Annotated in this window: 15 protein-coding genes; 8 read left to right on the top strand and 7 right to left on the bottom strand. The window is 42.3% G+C overall.

Translation table 11 applies throughout. The features are described 5' to 3' along the window. Positions 1 to 7: 7 nt before the first annotated feature. The 5 genes from NDQ71_RS10490 to zapB form a co-directional block, all read right to left on the bottom strand. Positions 8 to 496: a peptidylprolyl isomerase gene (locus tag NDQ71_RS10490; RefSeq protein WP_192541666.1), complete on the bottom strand. Its 489-nt coding sequence runs from the start codon at positions 494 to 496 to the stop codon at positions 8 to 10. Positions 497 to 567: 71 nt separating this feature from the next. Then, entirely contained in the window at positions 568 to 2058 is a 1491-nt protein-coding gene (locus NDQ71_RS10485; protein ID WP_301561609.1) for a LysM peptidoglycan-binding domain-containing protein, read from the bottom strand. A 54-nt stretch (positions 2059 to 2112) separates the two neighbouring features. Further along, positions 2113 to 3132, bottom strand: a complete 1020-nt coding sequence (locus NDQ71_RS10480; RefSeq protein ID WP_225736593.1) for an MBL fold metallo-hydrolase — start codon at positions 3130 to 3132, stop codon at positions 2113 to 2115. A 107-nt stretch (positions 3133 to 3239) separates the two neighbouring features. Then, a complete protein-coding gene (locus NDQ71_RS10475; protein ID WP_192541664.1) occupies positions 3240 to 3539 on the bottom strand; it encodes a cell division protein ZapA in 300 nt (99 codons plus the stop codon). Further along, positions 3539 to 3769 carry a cell division protein ZapB gene (gene zapB, locus NDQ71_RS10470; protein WP_064668174.1) on the bottom strand — a complete coding sequence of 77 codons (231 nt, stop codon included), beginning with the start codon at positions 3767 to 3769 and terminating at the stop codon, positions 3539 to 3541. Before zapB ends, NDQ71_RS10475 begins: the two co-directional genes overlap by 1 nt. 248 nt (positions 3770 to 4017) lie before the next feature. Here zapB and NDQ71_RS10465 point away from each other — a divergent pair, with 248 nt between their 5' ends. After that, positions 4018 to 4857, top strand: a complete 840-nt coding sequence (locus NDQ71_RS10465; RefSeq protein ID WP_064668173.1) for a 23S rRNA (adenine(2030)-N(6))-methyltransferase RlmJ — start codon at positions 4018 to 4020, stop codon at positions 4855 to 4857. Between the two features lie 52 nt (positions 4858 to 4909). On the opposite strand, the gene NDQ71_RS10460 is transcribed toward NDQ71_RS10465, so the two are convergent. Together NDQ71_RS10460 and NDQ71_RS10455 are read right to left on the bottom strand one after the other, a co-directional pair. After that, positions 4910 to 5722, bottom strand: coding sequence for an META domain-containing protein (locus tag NDQ71_RS10460; RefSeq protein WP_192541663.1), 813 nt, complete (start codon positions 5720 to 5722; stop codon positions 4910 to 4912). 144 nt (positions 5723 to 5866) lie between these two features. Beyond that, positions 5867 to 6433, bottom strand: a complete 567-nt coding sequence (locus NDQ71_RS10455; RefSeq protein WP_192541662.1) for an alkylphosphonate utilization protein — start codon at positions 6431 to 6433, stop codon at positions 5867 to 5869. A gap of 258 nt (positions 6434 to 6691) precedes the next feature. Here NDQ71_RS10455 and NDQ71_RS10450 point away from each other — a divergent pair, with 258 nt between their 5' ends. The 7 genes from NDQ71_RS10450 to NDQ71_RS10420 all read left to right on the top strand — a co-directional run bounded on the left by NDQ71_RS10450 (position 6692) and on the right by NDQ71_RS10420 (position 16069). After that, positions 6692 to 7966: an EAL and HDOD domain-containing protein gene (locus NDQ71_RS10450; RefSeq protein WP_192541661.1), complete on the top strand. Its 1275-nt coding sequence runs from the start codon at positions 6692 to 6694 to the stop codon at positions 7964 to 7966. 48 nt (positions 7967 to 8014) lie between these two features. Beyond that, the gene (locus tag NDQ71_RS10445) at positions 8015 to 8623 is read left to right on the top strand and encodes a paraquat-inducible protein A (protein WP_064668169.1); all 609 of its coding nucleotides are present in this window, start codon (positions 8015 to 8017) and stop codon (positions 8621 to 8623) included. A gap of 202 nt (positions 8624 to 8825) precedes the next feature. Further along, positions 8826 to 9197: a hypothetical protein gene (locus tag NDQ71_RS10440; RefSeq protein WP_301561608.1), complete on the top strand. Its 372-nt coding sequence runs from the start codon at positions 8826 to 8828 to the stop codon at positions 9195 to 9197. Between the two features lie 99 nt (positions 9198 to 9296). Further along, on the top strand, positions 9297 to 10622 hold the full coding sequence (locus tag NDQ71_RS10435; protein ID WP_192542348.1) for a TolC family protein: 1326 nt from the start codon (positions 9297 to 9299) through the stop codon (positions 10620 to 10622). Continuing rightward, positions 10612 to 12333, top strand: coding sequence for an efflux RND transporter periplasmic adaptor subunit (locus NDQ71_RS10430; RefSeq protein ID WP_192542349.1), 1722 nt, complete (start codon positions 10612 to 10614; stop codon positions 12331 to 12333). The genes NDQ71_RS10435 and NDQ71_RS10430 overlap by 11 nt, the downstream gene beginning before the upstream one ends. Before the next feature lie 8 nt (positions 12334 to 12341). Continuing rightward, entirely contained in the window at positions 12342 to 15461 is a 3120-nt protein-coding gene (locus NDQ71_RS10425; RefSeq protein ID WP_301561607.1) for an efflux RND transporter permease subunit, read from the top strand. A gap of 152 nt (positions 15462 to 15613) precedes the next feature. Next, positions 15614 to 16069 (top strand): hypothetical protein, encoded by a 456-nt coding sequence (locus NDQ71_RS10420; RefSeq protein WP_192542351.1) that lies wholly within the window; start codon positions 15614 to 15616, stop codon positions 16067 to 16069. The last annotated feature ends 13 nt before the right edge of the window (positions 16070 to 16082 follow it).

The raw sequence follows: 16082 nt of genomic DNA, 5'->3' as shown, positions 1-16082 counted from the left end.
TAATTCCTTAGTGGTTGTGGCCACAGCCACCTTCGCTGTGTACATGACCATGAGACAACTCTTCGCTGGTTGCTTCACGCACGCTGAGTACTTGCACATCAAAAGTGAGAGTTCTACCAGCAAATGGGTGGTTTAAATCGCAATCAGCATTAAAACGGCCTACTTTTACAATCGTTACTTGATGGCGTCCTTGGTTAGAGTGAACCATCGCAGTCATGCCTGGCTTCCACACTTTCGTGTCACCTTGTAGGTGTTTAAGTGGGATGCGTTGAATTAGGTCATCTACTCGCTCACCGTAAGATTCACTTGGCTTAAGGGTTACGCTGAAGCTATCGCCAGCGCCTTTACCTTCAAGCGCAGTTTCAAGACCTGGAAGCATGCCTGCTAGGCCATGAATATAGGTTAATGGCTCGCTGCCGATACTTGTTTCTAGTTGCTCGCCTGCTTCACTTAACGTGTAGTGAAATTCAACTGCCGAGTTTTTGCTAATTTGCATGCTGATCTCTTTAATTTAACTAAAATGAAAAGCTAATTTTACGCTAAATACAGATGATGTGAAACTGCTGCTTAGTGAGGTTGCTTTAAGGTTTTTTCAAGTTCAGAAAGTAAGCTGGCATTGGACACTTGGGGAACGGTTTTAGTTACTTGCGGTAAATGTAATATCAGTTGCGTACCTGGGGTTAAAATACTGGTGGCATTGAGTTTATTCCACTGTGCTAAATCGCTGTGTGGCACATCATAGAGTTGGCTAATTCCCCAGATTGTATCGCCTGGTTTTACTTGATATTGAATAGCAATAGTGGGGATCGTCACTTCATTTTGTTCCAGATAAGGACTGATCCGATAATCAATCATTAATGAATCTGGCATGGTGCGAGGTTGCCCAACCAGCAGAGTTTCGCCAATGCTGATTAGATTGGAGCGTTTATTATTAATAGTTTTAAGCTTTTTGACCGATAAACCAAAGCGACGAGCTATCGAATATAAGGTATCATTTTTTTTCACCGTATATTCACCAGTAAAATTATTCTTAAAAAACTGGCTTCGCAATAAGCTTTGTTGCTGTAGTGGCAGTAATAAAGTATGCGGACCATTGGGAGAACTTTGATTTTTTAAATAGCCAGGATTAAGTTTATGCAGCTGACTGCGGCCAATACCAGATAAGTTTGCGATCACTGAAAAATCAAATTGCTGGCCAACATTAAGCTCAGTGGTTAGGGCTTTATTTGCCAATTTGGGGCGGATCAGTCCACGTTTAGGGTGTTGTACTAAGTAGCTTAATGCCATTAATTTAGGTACGTATTCAGAGGTTTCTTTTGGTAATTTTAACGACCAATAATCGGTGCTTTTACCACGTTTTTTATTTTCGGCAATGGCACGCTTTACCCGTCCTTCACCGCTATTGTATGCCGCTAATGCATGTAACCAATTACCATCAAAACGTTTATGTAAATATGCTAAATAGTCCAGCGCCGCATCGGTCGACGCTAAAACATCTTTGCGACCGTCATACCATTGATCAGATTTAATCCCAAAGTGATGAGCTGTCGCACCCACTAACTGCCACACGCCAACCGCTTGTTCGGATGAGCTAATGGTTGGTCGAAAATCGCTTTCAACAAAGGGCAGTAAAGCCAATTCCATCGGTAGCTTACGTTGCTCAATTTTACTTACAATATGATAAAGATACGGCTCTGCACGGGCACTGACAATCTGTAAGTAGTTAGGTTGCTTGGTATACCAAGCAATACGCTTATTGAGGGCTTTATTTAGATACACCTTGATAGTTAAGTTATTTGCAATGTGCTGCCATAAATCTTGGCTGCGATTGTTAGCTTGCGATACATTTTCCACTTGTTGCGATGGGGCTTTTAAATGTATTTTTTGTTTTTTCTGCTCAGTGTCAGTCAGCGGCGGCGGAGTAATGGCTGTTGGTTTAAAGTGATTAAAAATAACCGGGGCTTGCTGATTATCACTTGGCTGTAACGACTGCTCAGTACTCTGACAACTAGATAGTAAAAATAACGTTATTAACAGGACTAATAGATAACTGCGCATAAAAATCACTAAATAAATATCCTTATAAAAGATTAGCACATCCAGGTGCGGCCGCTATTTTGACTGTTTCGCTTGTTTAAGTCCAGCCTGTAGGAACAGTGGATAAGCTTTTTGGCTGATCGCATCGATTTGATAGTCTTTAGCAAACAGCGGGTTAAAACTTTGTTCTAATTGTAATAAATCTTGCTGTGGGTGAGCGGTTACATGGGCCTGAATGGCCTGCAAAAAGCTTAAAGGTTGTTGTAAGTCATTGGCTTTAAGGACGCTTCCGTGGCCAGGAAGGATGATTTTAATTCGCTTATCATTGTGTAATTGAGTGAGTATGTTTAGCCAATTAGCAAAATTACCATGACCTGGGTATGGCAGCCAGTCAACAATATCTGCGCCAACTAAAATAGCGTGGTTTTCGGCGCTGAGCGTTAGGTCAGCATTGGTATGAGCTTGGTAAGCGTTAATGGTGACGGGGTAATTTCCCAACTCTAGCGTTAATGTATTTGCGACTTGTAAATTAGGGGTTTGAAGCTGGTATTGGCGCCAACGCAGTAACCGTTGCTTTGCCAAATTAAGTTTATCGCGCCATTGTTGCTGTTGTGCTGCTGGTTGTTCTGATAAGCGCTGAAAGCTCAGCTCAATACTTTTTTCATAACTATCAAGTTTATCCGTATAGGCTTTTTGCAATGAATTAAACTCGGCCGTAAGCTGCTGATGGACAATTAATTGGGCATCAGGAAAGTGGTGCTGAAAAATGGCCATGCCCAGTAAATGATCATCATGAAAGTGACTGGCAACCAAGTAGCATAAAGGGGTTTTTAAGGTGTTTTTTAGTTGCTCGACAGTGGCTTCGACGGCTGCAAAGTCGCCACTGGCATCAAACATTAGCGCACATTTATCACCTTGAACAAGCACTTGGTTTGAATCATAAAAACGTAAAGCGCTCGATTGCTCTAAAAATTGTACGTTAGCAGAGATGGTGTGCCATTGTGTGGCGGCTACACTGGGGGGGGCTGCAACAGCAAAATAACTTAGCAGTAAAAACGTAATTAACTTCACGGGAGTATAAAAATAGTCGGTCATAGTTACAGAGCCTGAGTTGCCAATAATAAAATAGGCAAGTTAGCTGATTTTTTTTGTAATTGATACTGCAATTGTTGAGGTAATAAAAAAGCGCATCGTGCGCTTTTTTATTTAGTTGATGATTTTCCTAAGTAAGCACTTAGTTTATCAATGAGCTGATCGTGTTGTTGTTGTTCAACGTTTTGCTGCGTTTTTGCTTCAAGTAGCTCGTGGCTAATGTTCAAAGCGGCCATTAATAAGGCTTTTTGATCATTGCGTACTGTTGAGCGTTGCTTCATTTGCTCAACCAAATCGTTTAGGTATTTGGCCGATGCAATGAGGGCATCTTCTTGTCCAGCAGGGCAAGCAAATTGCTGCTCTTTACCAAGCAACTCAACGGTGACTCGCTGGTTTTGCAGCTCAGACATTAGCTAGCCTGTTGGACGCTTTGTAACTTCTCGAGTAAACCAGTTAGAGTTGTACTGGTGTCTTTTTGTTTTTCTTCACTTTCAAGTACTTCAAGTTGAAGAATTTCATTTTCGTCGATTAGTTTACTATTTTTATCTTTAAGTTCGCTAACCTGAGTTTGTAGCTGTGAATTTTGACCAATTAATTGGTCGATCAATTGTTCTAGTTGAGAAAGGGTATCGTTATTCATTAAGGCGCTCATAAAACTGTGATTATTGTCATGCAAATGTAAAGCAAAGTTGCTTTATATGCCAGCATTTACGTGTGTTTTAGCTGATTTTTATTTAATGTTAATGAGCTGTTCAGGCTAGCAGCTTATTTGTTCATAAGTGATTCACTTAATGACCAGCAATTTATGACCCTGCGGATTTTATGTTGTAGAATATAGCCAACTTCAATGGGTTTATTTAAATAAACCATTTATAGCGAAATAACATTATGCTTAGTTATAGACATTCATTTCATGCTGGAAACCCAGCGGATGTGGTTAAACATTTGGTGCTTGCTCAAGTTTTAAGCTACCAGACTCTCAAAGATAAACCATTGGACTATATCGATACTCATTCAGGGGCTGGCTTTTTTGAATTAGCAGGCGCAGATGCGCAAAAGACCCAAGAATATCTCGATGGTATTGCTAAGCTTTATCAACATAACAGCGAACATCAAGAGCTCAATGATTATATTGCGTTGATCAAGTCATTTAATGACGCTCAGCAGTTGGCTTTTTATCCTGGCTCTCCAAAAATTGCCGAGCACTTTTTACGTCGCCAAGACAAGGGCTGGTTTTTTGAATTACATCCGCGAGATTTAGCGTTATTGCAAGAAAACATGAGTGGTAAACGTTCGATACGTGTTCGCGGTGAGAATGGCTTTGCAGGTTTAGTTGGTTTATTACCGCCTGCGTCGCGGCGTGCTTGTGTGCTCATTGATCCTCCTTATGAAATTAAAGACGATTACGATACCGTTGTTAAAACCTTAACTAAGGCTTATCAACGCTTTGCTACTGGTACTTATATGATTTGGTATCCAGTGGTTGATAGAGAGCGAATTGAGCGGATGGAAGAGGGGCTTATAGCCTCAGGCATGCGTAATATTCAATTATTCGAACTGGCAACACAAGCGGATACCGATGTACATGGTATGACTGCATCGGGAATGATCGTGATTAACCCACCGTGGAAACTTAAACAAACCATGGATAACGTATTACCTGAACTGGTAAGCTTGTTAAGTGACTCGTCTGGTTTTTACCGTAGCGAGCAGTTAGTAGCAGAATAACCTAAAACGCCCAGCAGAGCTGGGCGTTTTATTTATTTTTCAGCGCTTTTATTTAAAAGTAAGTGGCTTTAAAAGTAGCCAGTTCATTGCCTTGCTGATCTTTTAAGCTGAGTAATTCACCTTTAATTTCCCACTTGGCAGTATTTTGCAACACAGCTGACATTGCCGCTTCTTGTTCCATACCTTTAAAACACATTTTCTTTGTGCTGGCTTGCGGGCTAAATGTAAGTGATTGCTGATTTACCTGATAGCTGCCAGTAAAGTTATTACAGCCTAAAAAGCCATGACTTTTGTTATCAGCGCTAAACTGTATAAATGGTTCTTTTGTTTCTACGGTTACTTTCTCGCCATTTAAAGTAATGGCTTTAAAATATGTATTTACTAAATCAACATCTGGCTTTTGTGGTGCAACCTTTGACACGACTACTTCATAAGGTGCAGCTTGTGCTGATTGCTCAAAAGGGTTGTTATAGGTAGTGCTAACATAAATCAGCTGGTCTTGATTAGTGATCCGTGCGATTACACTGTAACGATGGCGTTGATCCATTTTGCTCGCGTCGTAGCTAAGCTCTACCGTGTAAGGTGGTGCACCATTAATATCGACAGTTTGCTGGCTGATCACTTCAGCTTTAGCATCCATTTTTGATACGTCAGCAAGCGTCACTGTTAGTTGTGAGCCTGGGCGTAGCATACTGCGATCAAGGTAGGTAACTTGTGTTGTTAAAGTGGCCATAGCTGCATCTTCAGTAGTTTGTTCAGTTGCTTCAGGTTGAGTTTGGCATCCTGAAAGCACAACAGCACTGCTGGCTAATAGACTAATACCAACAATCGATTTTAACATTGTATGTGGTTTATGTAATAGCATGGCCTATTCCTTGATGTGAATTAAATCGCTGGACTTTTAATTGCTACAAGTTTACGGCGTAGTTACTTAATCATAGCTTAATTAGCTTAGCTATTAGATCAGCATAAAAGGTGCTTTTAGGCACCTTTCAATACAAATATTCGCTTATTTCTTTACAAACTTTGTTAAAATAACAATACGCTGGCCGTCAACACGCCCTTCGATATGTTCAGGGTTGCTGGTTAAACCAATGTTACGAACAGCAGTACCTCGTTTAGCGGTTAAGCTACTACCTTTAACATCTAAATCTTTAATTAGCGTGACGGTATCGCCAGCTTGTAGCACTACGCCATTGCTATCAATATGTTTGATATCATCATTTTCAGCAAGTGCTTTTTTAGCCCATGCTAATGTATCTTCTTCAAGATAGATCATATCAAGAGCATCTTGTGCCCAGCCATTATCAACAGCTAAACGGGTTAGCATTCTATAAGCAACCACTTGCACAGCAGGTGTTTGACTCCACATGCTGTCGTTTAAACAATGCCAATGAGTTGGCGTAATATCCGTGTTGCTTTCAACTTGGTCTTTACAGATTTGGCAGGTATAAATGCATTTATCTGAATGAGCTTCAGTGACCGGCGGCACTTCGTATACAGAAAGGTTTTCAGTAGCAGCGCATAACTCACATTGGTTATTACTGCGTTCAACTAAGGCTTGTTCTATGCTCATATCTGGCTCTATTTGGGAGGTAAACTCAAAGGTAAGCCGCTATTATACTCAATTGTAGAGCAAATTAGAACATATCCATTATTTATGTGTGGGTATATCGGTTATTTTAGATGAAGGTGATTTTACTCGATTTAGAAAAATGGGCTTTATTGCTTCAAGTTTAAGTTTAGGCAGCTGAAAAAATTTAACTATACTGAGTCGATATAATAACAACCATTTAGCTGGCATGAGTCGCTAAAATTATTAGCAGGATATAATATGCTAAATACGCAGGTTACAGCCAATGTGCCAGACCTTGTAACTCAATATATAGCAAGGCAGCCTATTTTTAATGCTGAAACAGGCGTTTATGCGTACGAATTGCTTTATCGAGATTCGATTAATAACGTATTCCCTGTTGGCACAACGGATGGTCAAGCTACAGGGCGATTGTTTTTTAACGCTTTAATGCTTATTGGTATCGATAAACTTACCGCTAATCAATATGCCTTTATCAATCTTTCTTCAGATGCGTTATTAGAAGATTTTCCTAAATTATTGCAACCAAACAGTGCCGTAATTGAAATTGTGGAAAGAGCCGATAACATAGAGGAAGTAACAAGGCGTGTACGCGCATTAAAAAAAGAGGGCTACATTTTTGCTCTTGATGATTACGATGGCGATGAAAAGTGGGAGCCATTATTAAGCCTAGTTGACTATATTAAGCTTGAAGTTGAAGAGCCAATCATTAAAACCAATATGCTATTAAAAAAGCTAAAGCGTCGTTTTCCTGATGTAAAAATTATAGTTGAACGTATTGAAACCCATGAACAATTCATGATTTTAAAAAACGCAAGCTGCGATTACTTTCAAGGCTTCTTTTTTGCACGACCTGAAATGCTCAGCTATCACAATGTTGAACCATCAAAATTAGCTGTTTTTGATCTATTACGTTGTACATCTCGCCCGGATTTGAATTTTGACGAAGTACATCAACGTGTTGCAAAGGATGTAGGATTAACTGCTCGTATTCTTAAGCTGGTTAATGCTCGTTCTAAAAAACCAGACTTCGTTATTAGCTCTATTTCCCAAGCAGTTATTTACTTAGGTGAAAATACCATCCGTCAATTTGTGCGAGTACTCGCGTTGAGTGAGCTAGGTGTTGATAAACCCAGTGAATTGACTAAATTAGGTTTAATTCGTGCGCAATTTATGCTGTTGATGCTAGAGCCTGGTGGGAAAGAAATGGCTGAGCGAGGCTATTTAGTTGGTTTAATGTCGGTGCTCGATGCCATTTTAAATATGGGGCTTGATGTTATCGCAAAAGAGTTTTGCTTAGGGGATGATTTATCCAGCGCACTGCTTAACTTTAACGGCATGCTAGGTGCTACGTTACAACTAGCTCGAGCAGTGGAAGAAGATAACTGGCCGTTAGCGATTAAATTATTAGAGACCATTCGTCCTGCTTCTGAAATTGATATCGTCTATAACGCTATGTTTGCAGCGCGTCAGTATGGAGATGACGTTTTAGCCTCAATTATTGAACAAGCGTAATAGCTTGAGTATGATGCGCCATCAGCCATATTATTTTAAAGATTTATTATGCGTTTAGTACTGCCTATCATCACAATTTTAATTGCGCTTGCGCTATTGTTACCTGGGGTTACCCAGCCAGTGTTAACTTTAGAAGGTAAAATAGATAAATCAAAACTAGCACAAACAGGCATTGAAATGCTGGCAGATGAAGGTGACCGTAATACCCGCAATATGCTGATGATGGCATCTAGTATGTTGGGGCTTGATAAATTGGAAGGTGAAATTAACGCTTACCAAAAAACGAGGAGTATTTGGGGTACGGTTAATGAACTGGCTGATAACAAAAATTACTTAGTCGCAGCATTAGTGGCATTTTTCTCGATCGTGATACCAACCTTAAAACTATTGATGCAATTGCTCTATATTTTTTTACCGGTGAATAAATTTAAGCACATGCTCGGTCAAGTAATACAAGGTGTAACTAAGTGGAGCATGGTAGATGTATTTGTGATTGCCTTAATTGTGGTTTATCTTGCGGGTAATGCCGATGGCCAAATGGGGGAATTGATCAACATGCACGCTGAACTGGGTGTTGGTTTTTGGTATTTCACCGGCTATTGTTTATTTGCCATCGCCGCCAGCAGCTTAATAAAAACAGATATAAAAAGTAGTTAAACGTTTGTATTAGCGTGTAAGTTACCATAAACTTCGCTAGAACCTAGAACCTAGAACCTAGAACCTAGAACCTAGAACCTAGAACCTAGAACCTAGAACCTAGAACCTAGAACCTAGAACCTAGAACCTAGAACCTAGAACCTAGAACCTAGAACCTAGAACCTAGAACCTAGAACCTAGAACCTAATTTAAAAAAGGCATTGTGTTGCAACGTATTCACCAGAGTTTATTGGCCATAGTTTTGTTACTCACTTTAGTGGGTCAAGCTGTCGCGTCTGTAACTATGTCGTGCGAAATGCCTCATATGAGCCAATCTCAGTCACAACCAACTGACATTGATGATATGCATCATGGCATGTCGGCAGGTATGATGAATATGGATTGTTGCGATGACGACGCAACAAACAACCAAGAGTGCGCTTGCCCAATGAGCGCCTGTAGTACGCACTCTATGCTGTGTATGAATAGCTTATTTACTGCAGTGCTACTCAGTGCCGAAAAAGTACAACTCCATACCCCACAAAATCAAATCTACATAACCAACTCGTTATATCGCCCTCCTATGTCTGCCTAATTGCAGCATAGGTGCGTCTGAAATTTACTAAACTTTATTAAAAATAGCCTATTGCTGCCTCTAAATTAATCATTTTTTTAATTTTTAGTGGAGTAAGTGATGAATCACTTCGTAGTACTTAAAAGCAGTTTTTTAGCGCTAATGCTAACAACAGCAAGCTCAGTATACAGTAACGAATTAAGCCTTGCACAAGCGCTCGATTATGCTCTTGATAATGAACCTTGGCTCACAGCGAATAAATATCAGCAAGCTGCTGTGCAAGCACAAAGCTTAGCCGCAGGTACATTACCTGATCCGGTATTAAGCTTAGGGCTGATGAATTTACCTACCGATGGCTTTGCTTTCGATCAAGAGGGTATGACCCAATTAAAAGTGGGTGTAAGCCAGATGTTTAGCCGTGGCGACAGCCTAGAACTCAAACAGCAAGCTTTAGCGCAATCAGCGCAGCAATATCCATGGCTGCGTGCCGATAGGCTTGCTCAGGTTAAAACCATTGTTATTGAATCTTGGCTCAACGCTTATCGTGCGCAGCAGAGTATTGCGCTGATTGAGCAGGATAAAGCCTTGTTCACGCAATTAATTGATATTACTGAGTCAAGTTATGCCAGCTCTGTTGGTAAAACTCGCCAGCAAGATATTATTCGCGCCCAGTTAGAATTAACCCGCCTTGAAGACAAACTGGTGATGCTAGAACAGCAGTTTGAAAGTGCTAAAAAACGCATGTCACAATGGCTACCGATGAGTATGTTAACTCAACCTGTCAGCGCTAAGCGCAATGATATTAGCCCATTAGTTGACTTTGCGGCGCTTAAATTTGAACAGCTAATGCCGCTGTTAATAGCGCATCCTGCAATCGTTGCCATAGAGCAAAGCGTTGCTGCCAAGCAAACCGAAATTGCCGTGGCTAAACAAAGCTACAAACCGCAATTTGGTGTGAATATGGGATATGGCTACCGTGATGACACGCTGATGGGTGACTCTCGTGCCGATTTATTTTCAGTCGGGATTAGTATCGATTTACCGCTGTTTACCGACAATCGCCAAGACCAACAAGTCAATGCTGCTATTGCCATGGCGGAGTCAGCGAAAACAGAGAAGTTGATCGCACTGCAAAAGCTAAAAGGCATGTATTTTAAAGAGTTTAGCCAGCTTTCACGACTGCAACAACGTGACGCCTTGTATCAAACAAAGTTACTGCCACAAATGGCCGAACAAGCGCAAGCTACCCTAAATGCTTATACCCGCGATGATGGTGATTTTTCAGAAGTAATGCGTGCTCGTATCAGCGAACTGAACGCCAAAATTGATGCGTTAAATATAGAGATTGATCAACAAATTATTATTGCTCGCTTGAATTATTACGCCAGTAGCAAAGATGCTGCTGTGATGGCTGAGCTAGTAGCAGGAGAGCACAATGAACACTAATTTAAAATTGCTTATCGCAGCATTAGTAGGCGCAGGAATTGCGGCAACTGGCTTTACTTTAATGAATGAACCAGCTGAATCGGCACATGCTAGTACAGAGCAAAAGCCACTGTACTGGGTTGCGCCTATGGATAGTAATTATCGCCGCGATGAACCAGGGCTTTCACCAATGGGCATGGATTTAGTGCCTGTGTATGCAGAGGATGAAGGCAATAATCAAGATGGCCCCGGTGCGGTTACAATCTCCCCTGCAGTCGTTAATAACTTAGGGGTTAGAACGGCTAAAGTGCAGCTCAAGGCACTGCAAAGTGAAGTAAAAACCGTTGGCTACGTGCAATACAATCAAGATCAGTTAGTGCACATACACCCGCGTGTAGAAGGCTGGATAGAAACGTTGTACGTTAAAGCCGCCGGAGATCAGGTAAAACAAGGGGAGCCGCTATATACCTTATATTCACCACAATTGGTGAATGCACAGGAAGAGTTTGTACTGGCTGTAAACCGTAATAACCCCGTGCTTATTCGTGCGGCAAAAGCCCGCTTAAAGGCGTTAAATGTCTCGGATGGTTTTGTCGAGCGCTTACAAGCTAATAAAAAGGTGATGCAAAACATTACTTTTTACGCGCGCCAAAGTGGGGTGGTGGATGAGCTTAATGTGCGCGAAGGTTTTTATGTCAAACCGGGCACCTCGATGATGAGTATCGCTCAATTGGATGAAGTGTGGGTAGAAGCCGAAGTGTTTGAACGCCAAGTCGAACTTATTAAAGTGGGCTTACCAGTTACCATGACGCTTGATTACATTACCGGGCAAAGCTGGCGCGGTAAGGTTGATTATATTTACCCAACACTGGATGCAAAAAACCGTACTTTGCGGGTGCGTCTACGCTTTAATAACCAAGACCATCAGTTAAAACCGAATATGTTCGCACAAGTGAGCATTCATGCCAAAGCAGCTGAGCAACAACTTATAGTACCTAAAGAAGCAGTGATCCGTACAGGCAGCCAAGATCGCGTTGTAGTTGTGTTAGGTGAAGGTAGATTTAAATCGGTGGCAGTCGAGCTTGGCCGTAGCGATAGTCAGGATGCCGTTATTTTAGCGGGCGTTAAAGCCGATGATGAAGTGGTGACGTCAGCACAATTCTTATTGGATTCTGAATCCAGCAAAAGCTCTGATTTTAAGCGCATGCAAACACCAGCTGCGGTCACTAGTGTGTGGGGTAAAGGGGTGGTTAATAGTGTAATGGCAGATCAGCGTAAGGTGAATATCAGCCACGACCCTATTGAAGAGCTGGATTGGCCCAGCATGACCATGGACTTTACGGTTGCCGAGAGCGTTGATTTTAAAGCGCTACAAGCCGAGCAAACACTGCATTTTGAGCTAACTAAAAATGCTGATGGCAGTTACACGATAAGCGGCATTCATATAATGGATTCCACCCATATGATGAATGAAGCTGACAACATGGCGACCGTAATAGGCACTATTAATAGTATTGATAAAGCCCAGCGCACAGCCAATATTAGTCGTGGTGCAATTGAAAAATGGAACCGAGATCCGGCCACTATGGACTTTATGTTTGCTGAAAATGTTGATTTAAGCCCTCTTGCGGCGCAGCAACAGCTGACATTTACCTTTAGTGTGCAAAACGGTGAATTCGTGATCCAGCGTATTGATGCTGCATCAAACATGCAATCACACAGTGGTCACTAGGGGGCATTATGATAGCAGCAGTTATTCGATGGTCCGTTACTAATCGCTTTTTTGTATTATTGCTCACTGCAATACTCATTGGCAGTGGTTTATTTGCGGTAAAAAATACCCCAGTTGATGCTTTACCTGATTTATCCGATGTACAAGTGATTGTAAAAACCTCATACCCAGGGCAAGCGCCACAGGTGGTGCAAGATCAGGTGACCTTCCCGCTTACCACCGCGATGCTCTCAGTACCAGGAGCACAAACAGTGCGGGGTTTTTCATTTTTTGGTGATTCCTACGTATATATCATTTTTGATGAGAACACTGATCTCTACTGGGCGCGTAGTCGAGTGCAAGAGTATTTAAGCCAAGTAGCGAGTCGCTTGCCCGACACCGCAACCGCAGAGCTTGGCCCAGATGCCACTGGTGTGGGTTGGATTTATTTATATGCGCTGGTGGATAAAACCAATCAACACGACATTAGCCAATTACGCAGCTTGCAAGACTGGTTTTTAAAGTTTGAATTGCAAACCGTACCAGGGGTGTCAGAAGTGGCCTCAGTGGGCGGGATGGTGAAGCAATATCAAGTCAATGTAGAGCCAGATAAACTGCGTGCCTATGGCATTCCGCTGAGTTTAATTCAAACCGCGATTAAACAAGGCAACCAAGAAATGGGGGCCTCGGTGGTCGAAATGGCCGAAGCCGAATACATGGTCACCAGTACCGGTTATATAAAAAGTGTCGCCGATTTAGAGGCAATTCCACTGGGGGTGAACGCCAATGGCACAGCACTGCAATTACGTGATGTAGCCGATATTCGCCTTGGTCCACAAATGCGCCGTGGCATTGCCGAACTCAATGGTGAAGGTGAAGTAGCTGGTGGTGTGGTGGTGATGCGCTTTGGCGAAAACGCACAAAAAACCATTGAGTTGGTGAAGGAAAAACTCGAATCACTGAAAAAAGGCCTGCCTGATGGCGTTGAAATAGTGCCTGTGTATGACCGCTCTAATTTGATCAAAAACGCAGTTGATAACCTCACCAGTAAACTGCTCGAAGAGTTAGCGGTGGTGGCGCTGATCTGCGTGGTATTTTTGTTCCACGTGCGCTCATCACTGGTGGCTATTATTACATTACCGCTGGGGATTTTAACGGCGTTTATCATCATGTATTGGCAAGGCATTAACGCTAATATTATGTCGCTTGGTGGCATAGCCATTGCCATTGGTGCGATGACTGACGGCGCGATTGTAATGATTGAAAATATGCATAAGCACATGGAAAAAACCCCATTAACCGATGAAAACCGTTGGCAAATTGTCATCGATGCCGCCAGTGAAGTAGGCCCTACATTATTCTTTAGCTTAATGATTATTACCGTGAGCTTTATGCCGGTGTTTATTCTAGAGGCGCAAGAGGGCCGTATGTTTGCCCCACTGGCGTACACCAAAACCTATGCTATGGCGGCATCAGCAGGTTTAGCAATTACCTTAGTGCCGGTATTAATGGGTTACTTTATTCGTGGCAAAGTTATTTCAGAGCAGAAAAATCCGGTTAATCGCTTATTGGTTAACGCCTACAAGCCATTACTGAATCTGGTTTTACGGTTTCCTAAAATGACCTTAGTGTTAGCACTGGTAGTCGCAATTATTGGTTTCTATCCGGTGAATAAAATTGGCAGTGAATTTATTCCACCGTTGGATGAAGGCGATTTAATGTATATGCCAACTACTTACCCAGGTTTATCGATTGGTAAAGCGCGAGAGATTTTACAACAAACCGATAAGCTCATCGCCACAGTACCAGAGGTGTTAACCGTGTTTGGTAAAGTAGGCCGTGCAGAAACTGCCACCGATCCTGCGCCACTGACCATGATCGAGACCTTTATTCAACTCAAGCCAAAAGCTCAATGGCGCGAAGGCATGACCTTAGAAAAATTGAAAAAAGAGCTCGATGGCTTAGTGAAGTTTCCAGGCCTGACCAATGCGTGGGTGATGCCAATAAAAACTCGGATTGATATGCTAGCAACGGGAATTAAAACCCCTGTCGGCATTAAGGTTGCGGGGCCTAATTTGAGCGAAATTCAAAAAATTGGTCAGCAGATTGAAGTGTTACTTAAAGATGTGCCCGGTACTGCTTCCGTTTACTCTGAGCGGGTAGCGGGTGGGCGTTATATCAAGGTCGATATCAACCGTGAAAAAGCCGCCCGTTATAGTTTAAATATTGCCGATGTGCAGCAAGTGGTTGCCACTGCCATTGGCGGCATGAATGTCACGCAAACGGTCGAAGGGCAAGAGCGTTATCCGGTGAACTTGCGTTACCCGCAAGATTACCGCGATTCGCCCGAAGAACTGATGCTATTGCCAATAGTCACCCCTGCAGGGCAACGCATTGCTCTTGCCGATGTGGCTGACGTATTTATTGAAGACGGTCCGCCGGGCATAAAAAGCGAAAATGCCCGCTTAAACGGCTGGAGCTTTATTGATATTGATGGCATTGATATCGGTAGTTATGTCGACAATGCGCGCCAAGTGCTTGACGAAAAACTAGTACTCCCTGCTGGTTACTCAATAACCTGGGCGGGGCAATATGAGTACATGGAGCGCGCTAAAGAAAAGCTCGCTTATGTATTGCCGCTCACATTAGCGATTATTATTGTGCTGCTGTATTTAAACTTTAGAAGCTTTGTGGAAGTGGCGATTATTATGGCTACTCTACCATTGGCGATGATCGGCGGTATCTGGCTCATGTACCTAGAAGGTTTTAACTTCTCAGTCGCCGTGGGCGTTGGCTTTATTGCCCTTGCTGGAGTCGCGGTGGAAATTGGCGTGATCATGCTGGTGTACTTAAACCAAGCCTACCAAGAAAAATGCGCGCAAGCACTACAAGCAGGTACAACGCTTAGCTTTGTCGAACTTAAGCAAGCCATAGTAGAAGGCGCAGGCCTGCGAGTACGCCCAGTGGTGATGACAGTCGCGACCATTATTATCGGCTTGCTCCCTGTGCTATACGGCACCGGCACTGGCAGTGAAGTAATGAGCCGCATTGCCGCGCCGATGGTCGGCGGTATGTTCAGCGCCATTGTATTAACCTTGCTCGTATTACCCGCGGTGTATTTGCTATGGCGCAAGCGGGGTATTAATTAGTGAGTTTCACCCTATAAAAATTACCCTATCACTTGTAACTTATACGAGTTCAAGTGATAGGGTTTTAATACGTATTTGTTTTAATTTAACTTTTTAGTGGCATGTTTTTAGCAACAGACTTGTTACTAGGCTTAATTAAGTAAGGAACACACATGCAAGTTAAAACAATACAAGAAGTGTACGACTGGACTGTACTATTTCATACGCAAATGGCGGCAAACTTTTTTAGTCTTCGCGATGGTTTAGCTGAGCATAATAGAATGCTCGCGGACTATTTTGTTGAGTACGAAAAAAAGCTGGCTGAGGATATGGTTGGTTTTAAAGCCATCACCGAAATAAATACATTAGATACGTATTGCTATGAGTACTTCGCTGAAAATCCAGAGTTGATCAACTTCACCGATTTAGATCGTGATACCCGTGTTGATGAGCAAGTGATGCAGGGTTACTTATCTGAGCAGCATAAAAAAGTGATTAACCTTTATGAATACTTACTTAGTCGAGCAGAAACCCCTGCTGGAAAAGAGAAGTTATCGCAGTTGCTAGAGCTTGAGCAGCAAGGCTTAAAGCAGATGATACAAAGTGCTAATCGCCATATGGATATGTAATAGCTAAAATAAA

This window comes from Pseudoalteromonas sp. KG3, from assembly GCF_030436385.1.
Classification (GTDB): domain Bacteria; phylum Pseudomonadota; class Gammaproteobacteria; order Enterobacterales; family Alteromonadaceae; genus Pseudoalteromonas; species Pseudoalteromonas prydzensis.
Note: the sequence above shows the minus strand (reverse complement) of the source record. Positions and strands in the feature narration are given on the sequence as shown.

What these genes read in the sequence shown, in the direction of transcription:
- NDQ71_RS10490 (WP_192541666.1), bottom strand. Translation starts at nt 496, where the DNA reads ATGCAAATTAGCAAAAACTCGGCAGTTGAATTTCACTACACGTTAAGT.
- NDQ71_RS10485 (WP_301561609.1), bottom strand. Translation starts at nt 2,058, where the DNA reads ATGCGCAGTTATCTATTAGTCCTGTTAATAACGTTATTTTTACTATCT.
- NDQ71_RS10480 (WP_225736593.1), bottom strand. Translation starts at nt 3,132, where the DNA reads ATGACCGACTATTTTTATACTCCCGTGAAGTTAATTACGTTTTTACTG.
- NDQ71_RS10475 (WP_192541664.1), bottom strand. Translation starts at nt 3,539, where the DNA reads ATGTCTGAGCTGCAAAACCAGCGAGTCACCGTTGAGTTGCTTGGTAAA.
- zapB (WP_064668174.1), bottom strand. Translation starts at nt 3,769, where the DNA reads ATGAATAACGATACCCTTTCTCAACTAGAACAATTGATCGACCAATTA.
- NDQ71_RS10465 (WP_064668173.1), top strand. Translation starts at nt 4,018, where the DNA reads ATGCTTAGTTATAGACATTCATTTCATGCTGGAAACCCAGCGGATGTG.
- NDQ71_RS10460 (WP_192541663.1), bottom strand. Translation starts at nt 5,722, where the DNA reads ATGCTATTACATAAACCACATACAATGTTAAAATCGATTGTTGGTATT.
- NDQ71_RS10455 (WP_192541662.1), bottom strand. Translation starts at nt 6,433, where the DNA reads ATGAGCATAGAACAAGCCTTAGTTGAACGCAGTAATAACCAATGTGAG.
- NDQ71_RS10450 (WP_192541661.1), top strand. Translation starts at nt 6,692, where the DNA reads ATGCTAAATACGCAGGTTACAGCCAATGTGCCAGACCTTGTAACTCAA.
- NDQ71_RS10445 (WP_064668169.1), top strand. Translation starts at nt 8,015, where the DNA reads ATGCGTTTAGTACTGCCTATCATCACAATTTTAATTGCGCTTGCGCTA.
- NDQ71_RS10435 (WP_192542348.1), top strand. Translation starts at nt 9,297, where the DNA reads ATGAATCACTTCGTAGTACTTAAAAGCAGTTTTTTAGCGCTAATGCTA.
- NDQ71_RS10430 (WP_192542349.1), top strand. Translation starts at nt 10,612, where the DNA reads ATGAACACTAATTTAAAATTGCTTATCGCAGCATTAGTAGGCGCAGGA.
- NDQ71_RS10425 (WP_301561607.1), top strand. Translation starts at nt 12,342, where the DNA reads ATGATAGCAGCAGTTATTCGATGGTCCGTTACTAATCGCTTTTTTGTA.
- NDQ71_RS10420 (WP_192542351.1), top strand. Translation starts at nt 15,614, where the DNA reads ATGCAAGTTAAAACAATACAAGAAGTGTACGACTGGACTGTACTATTT.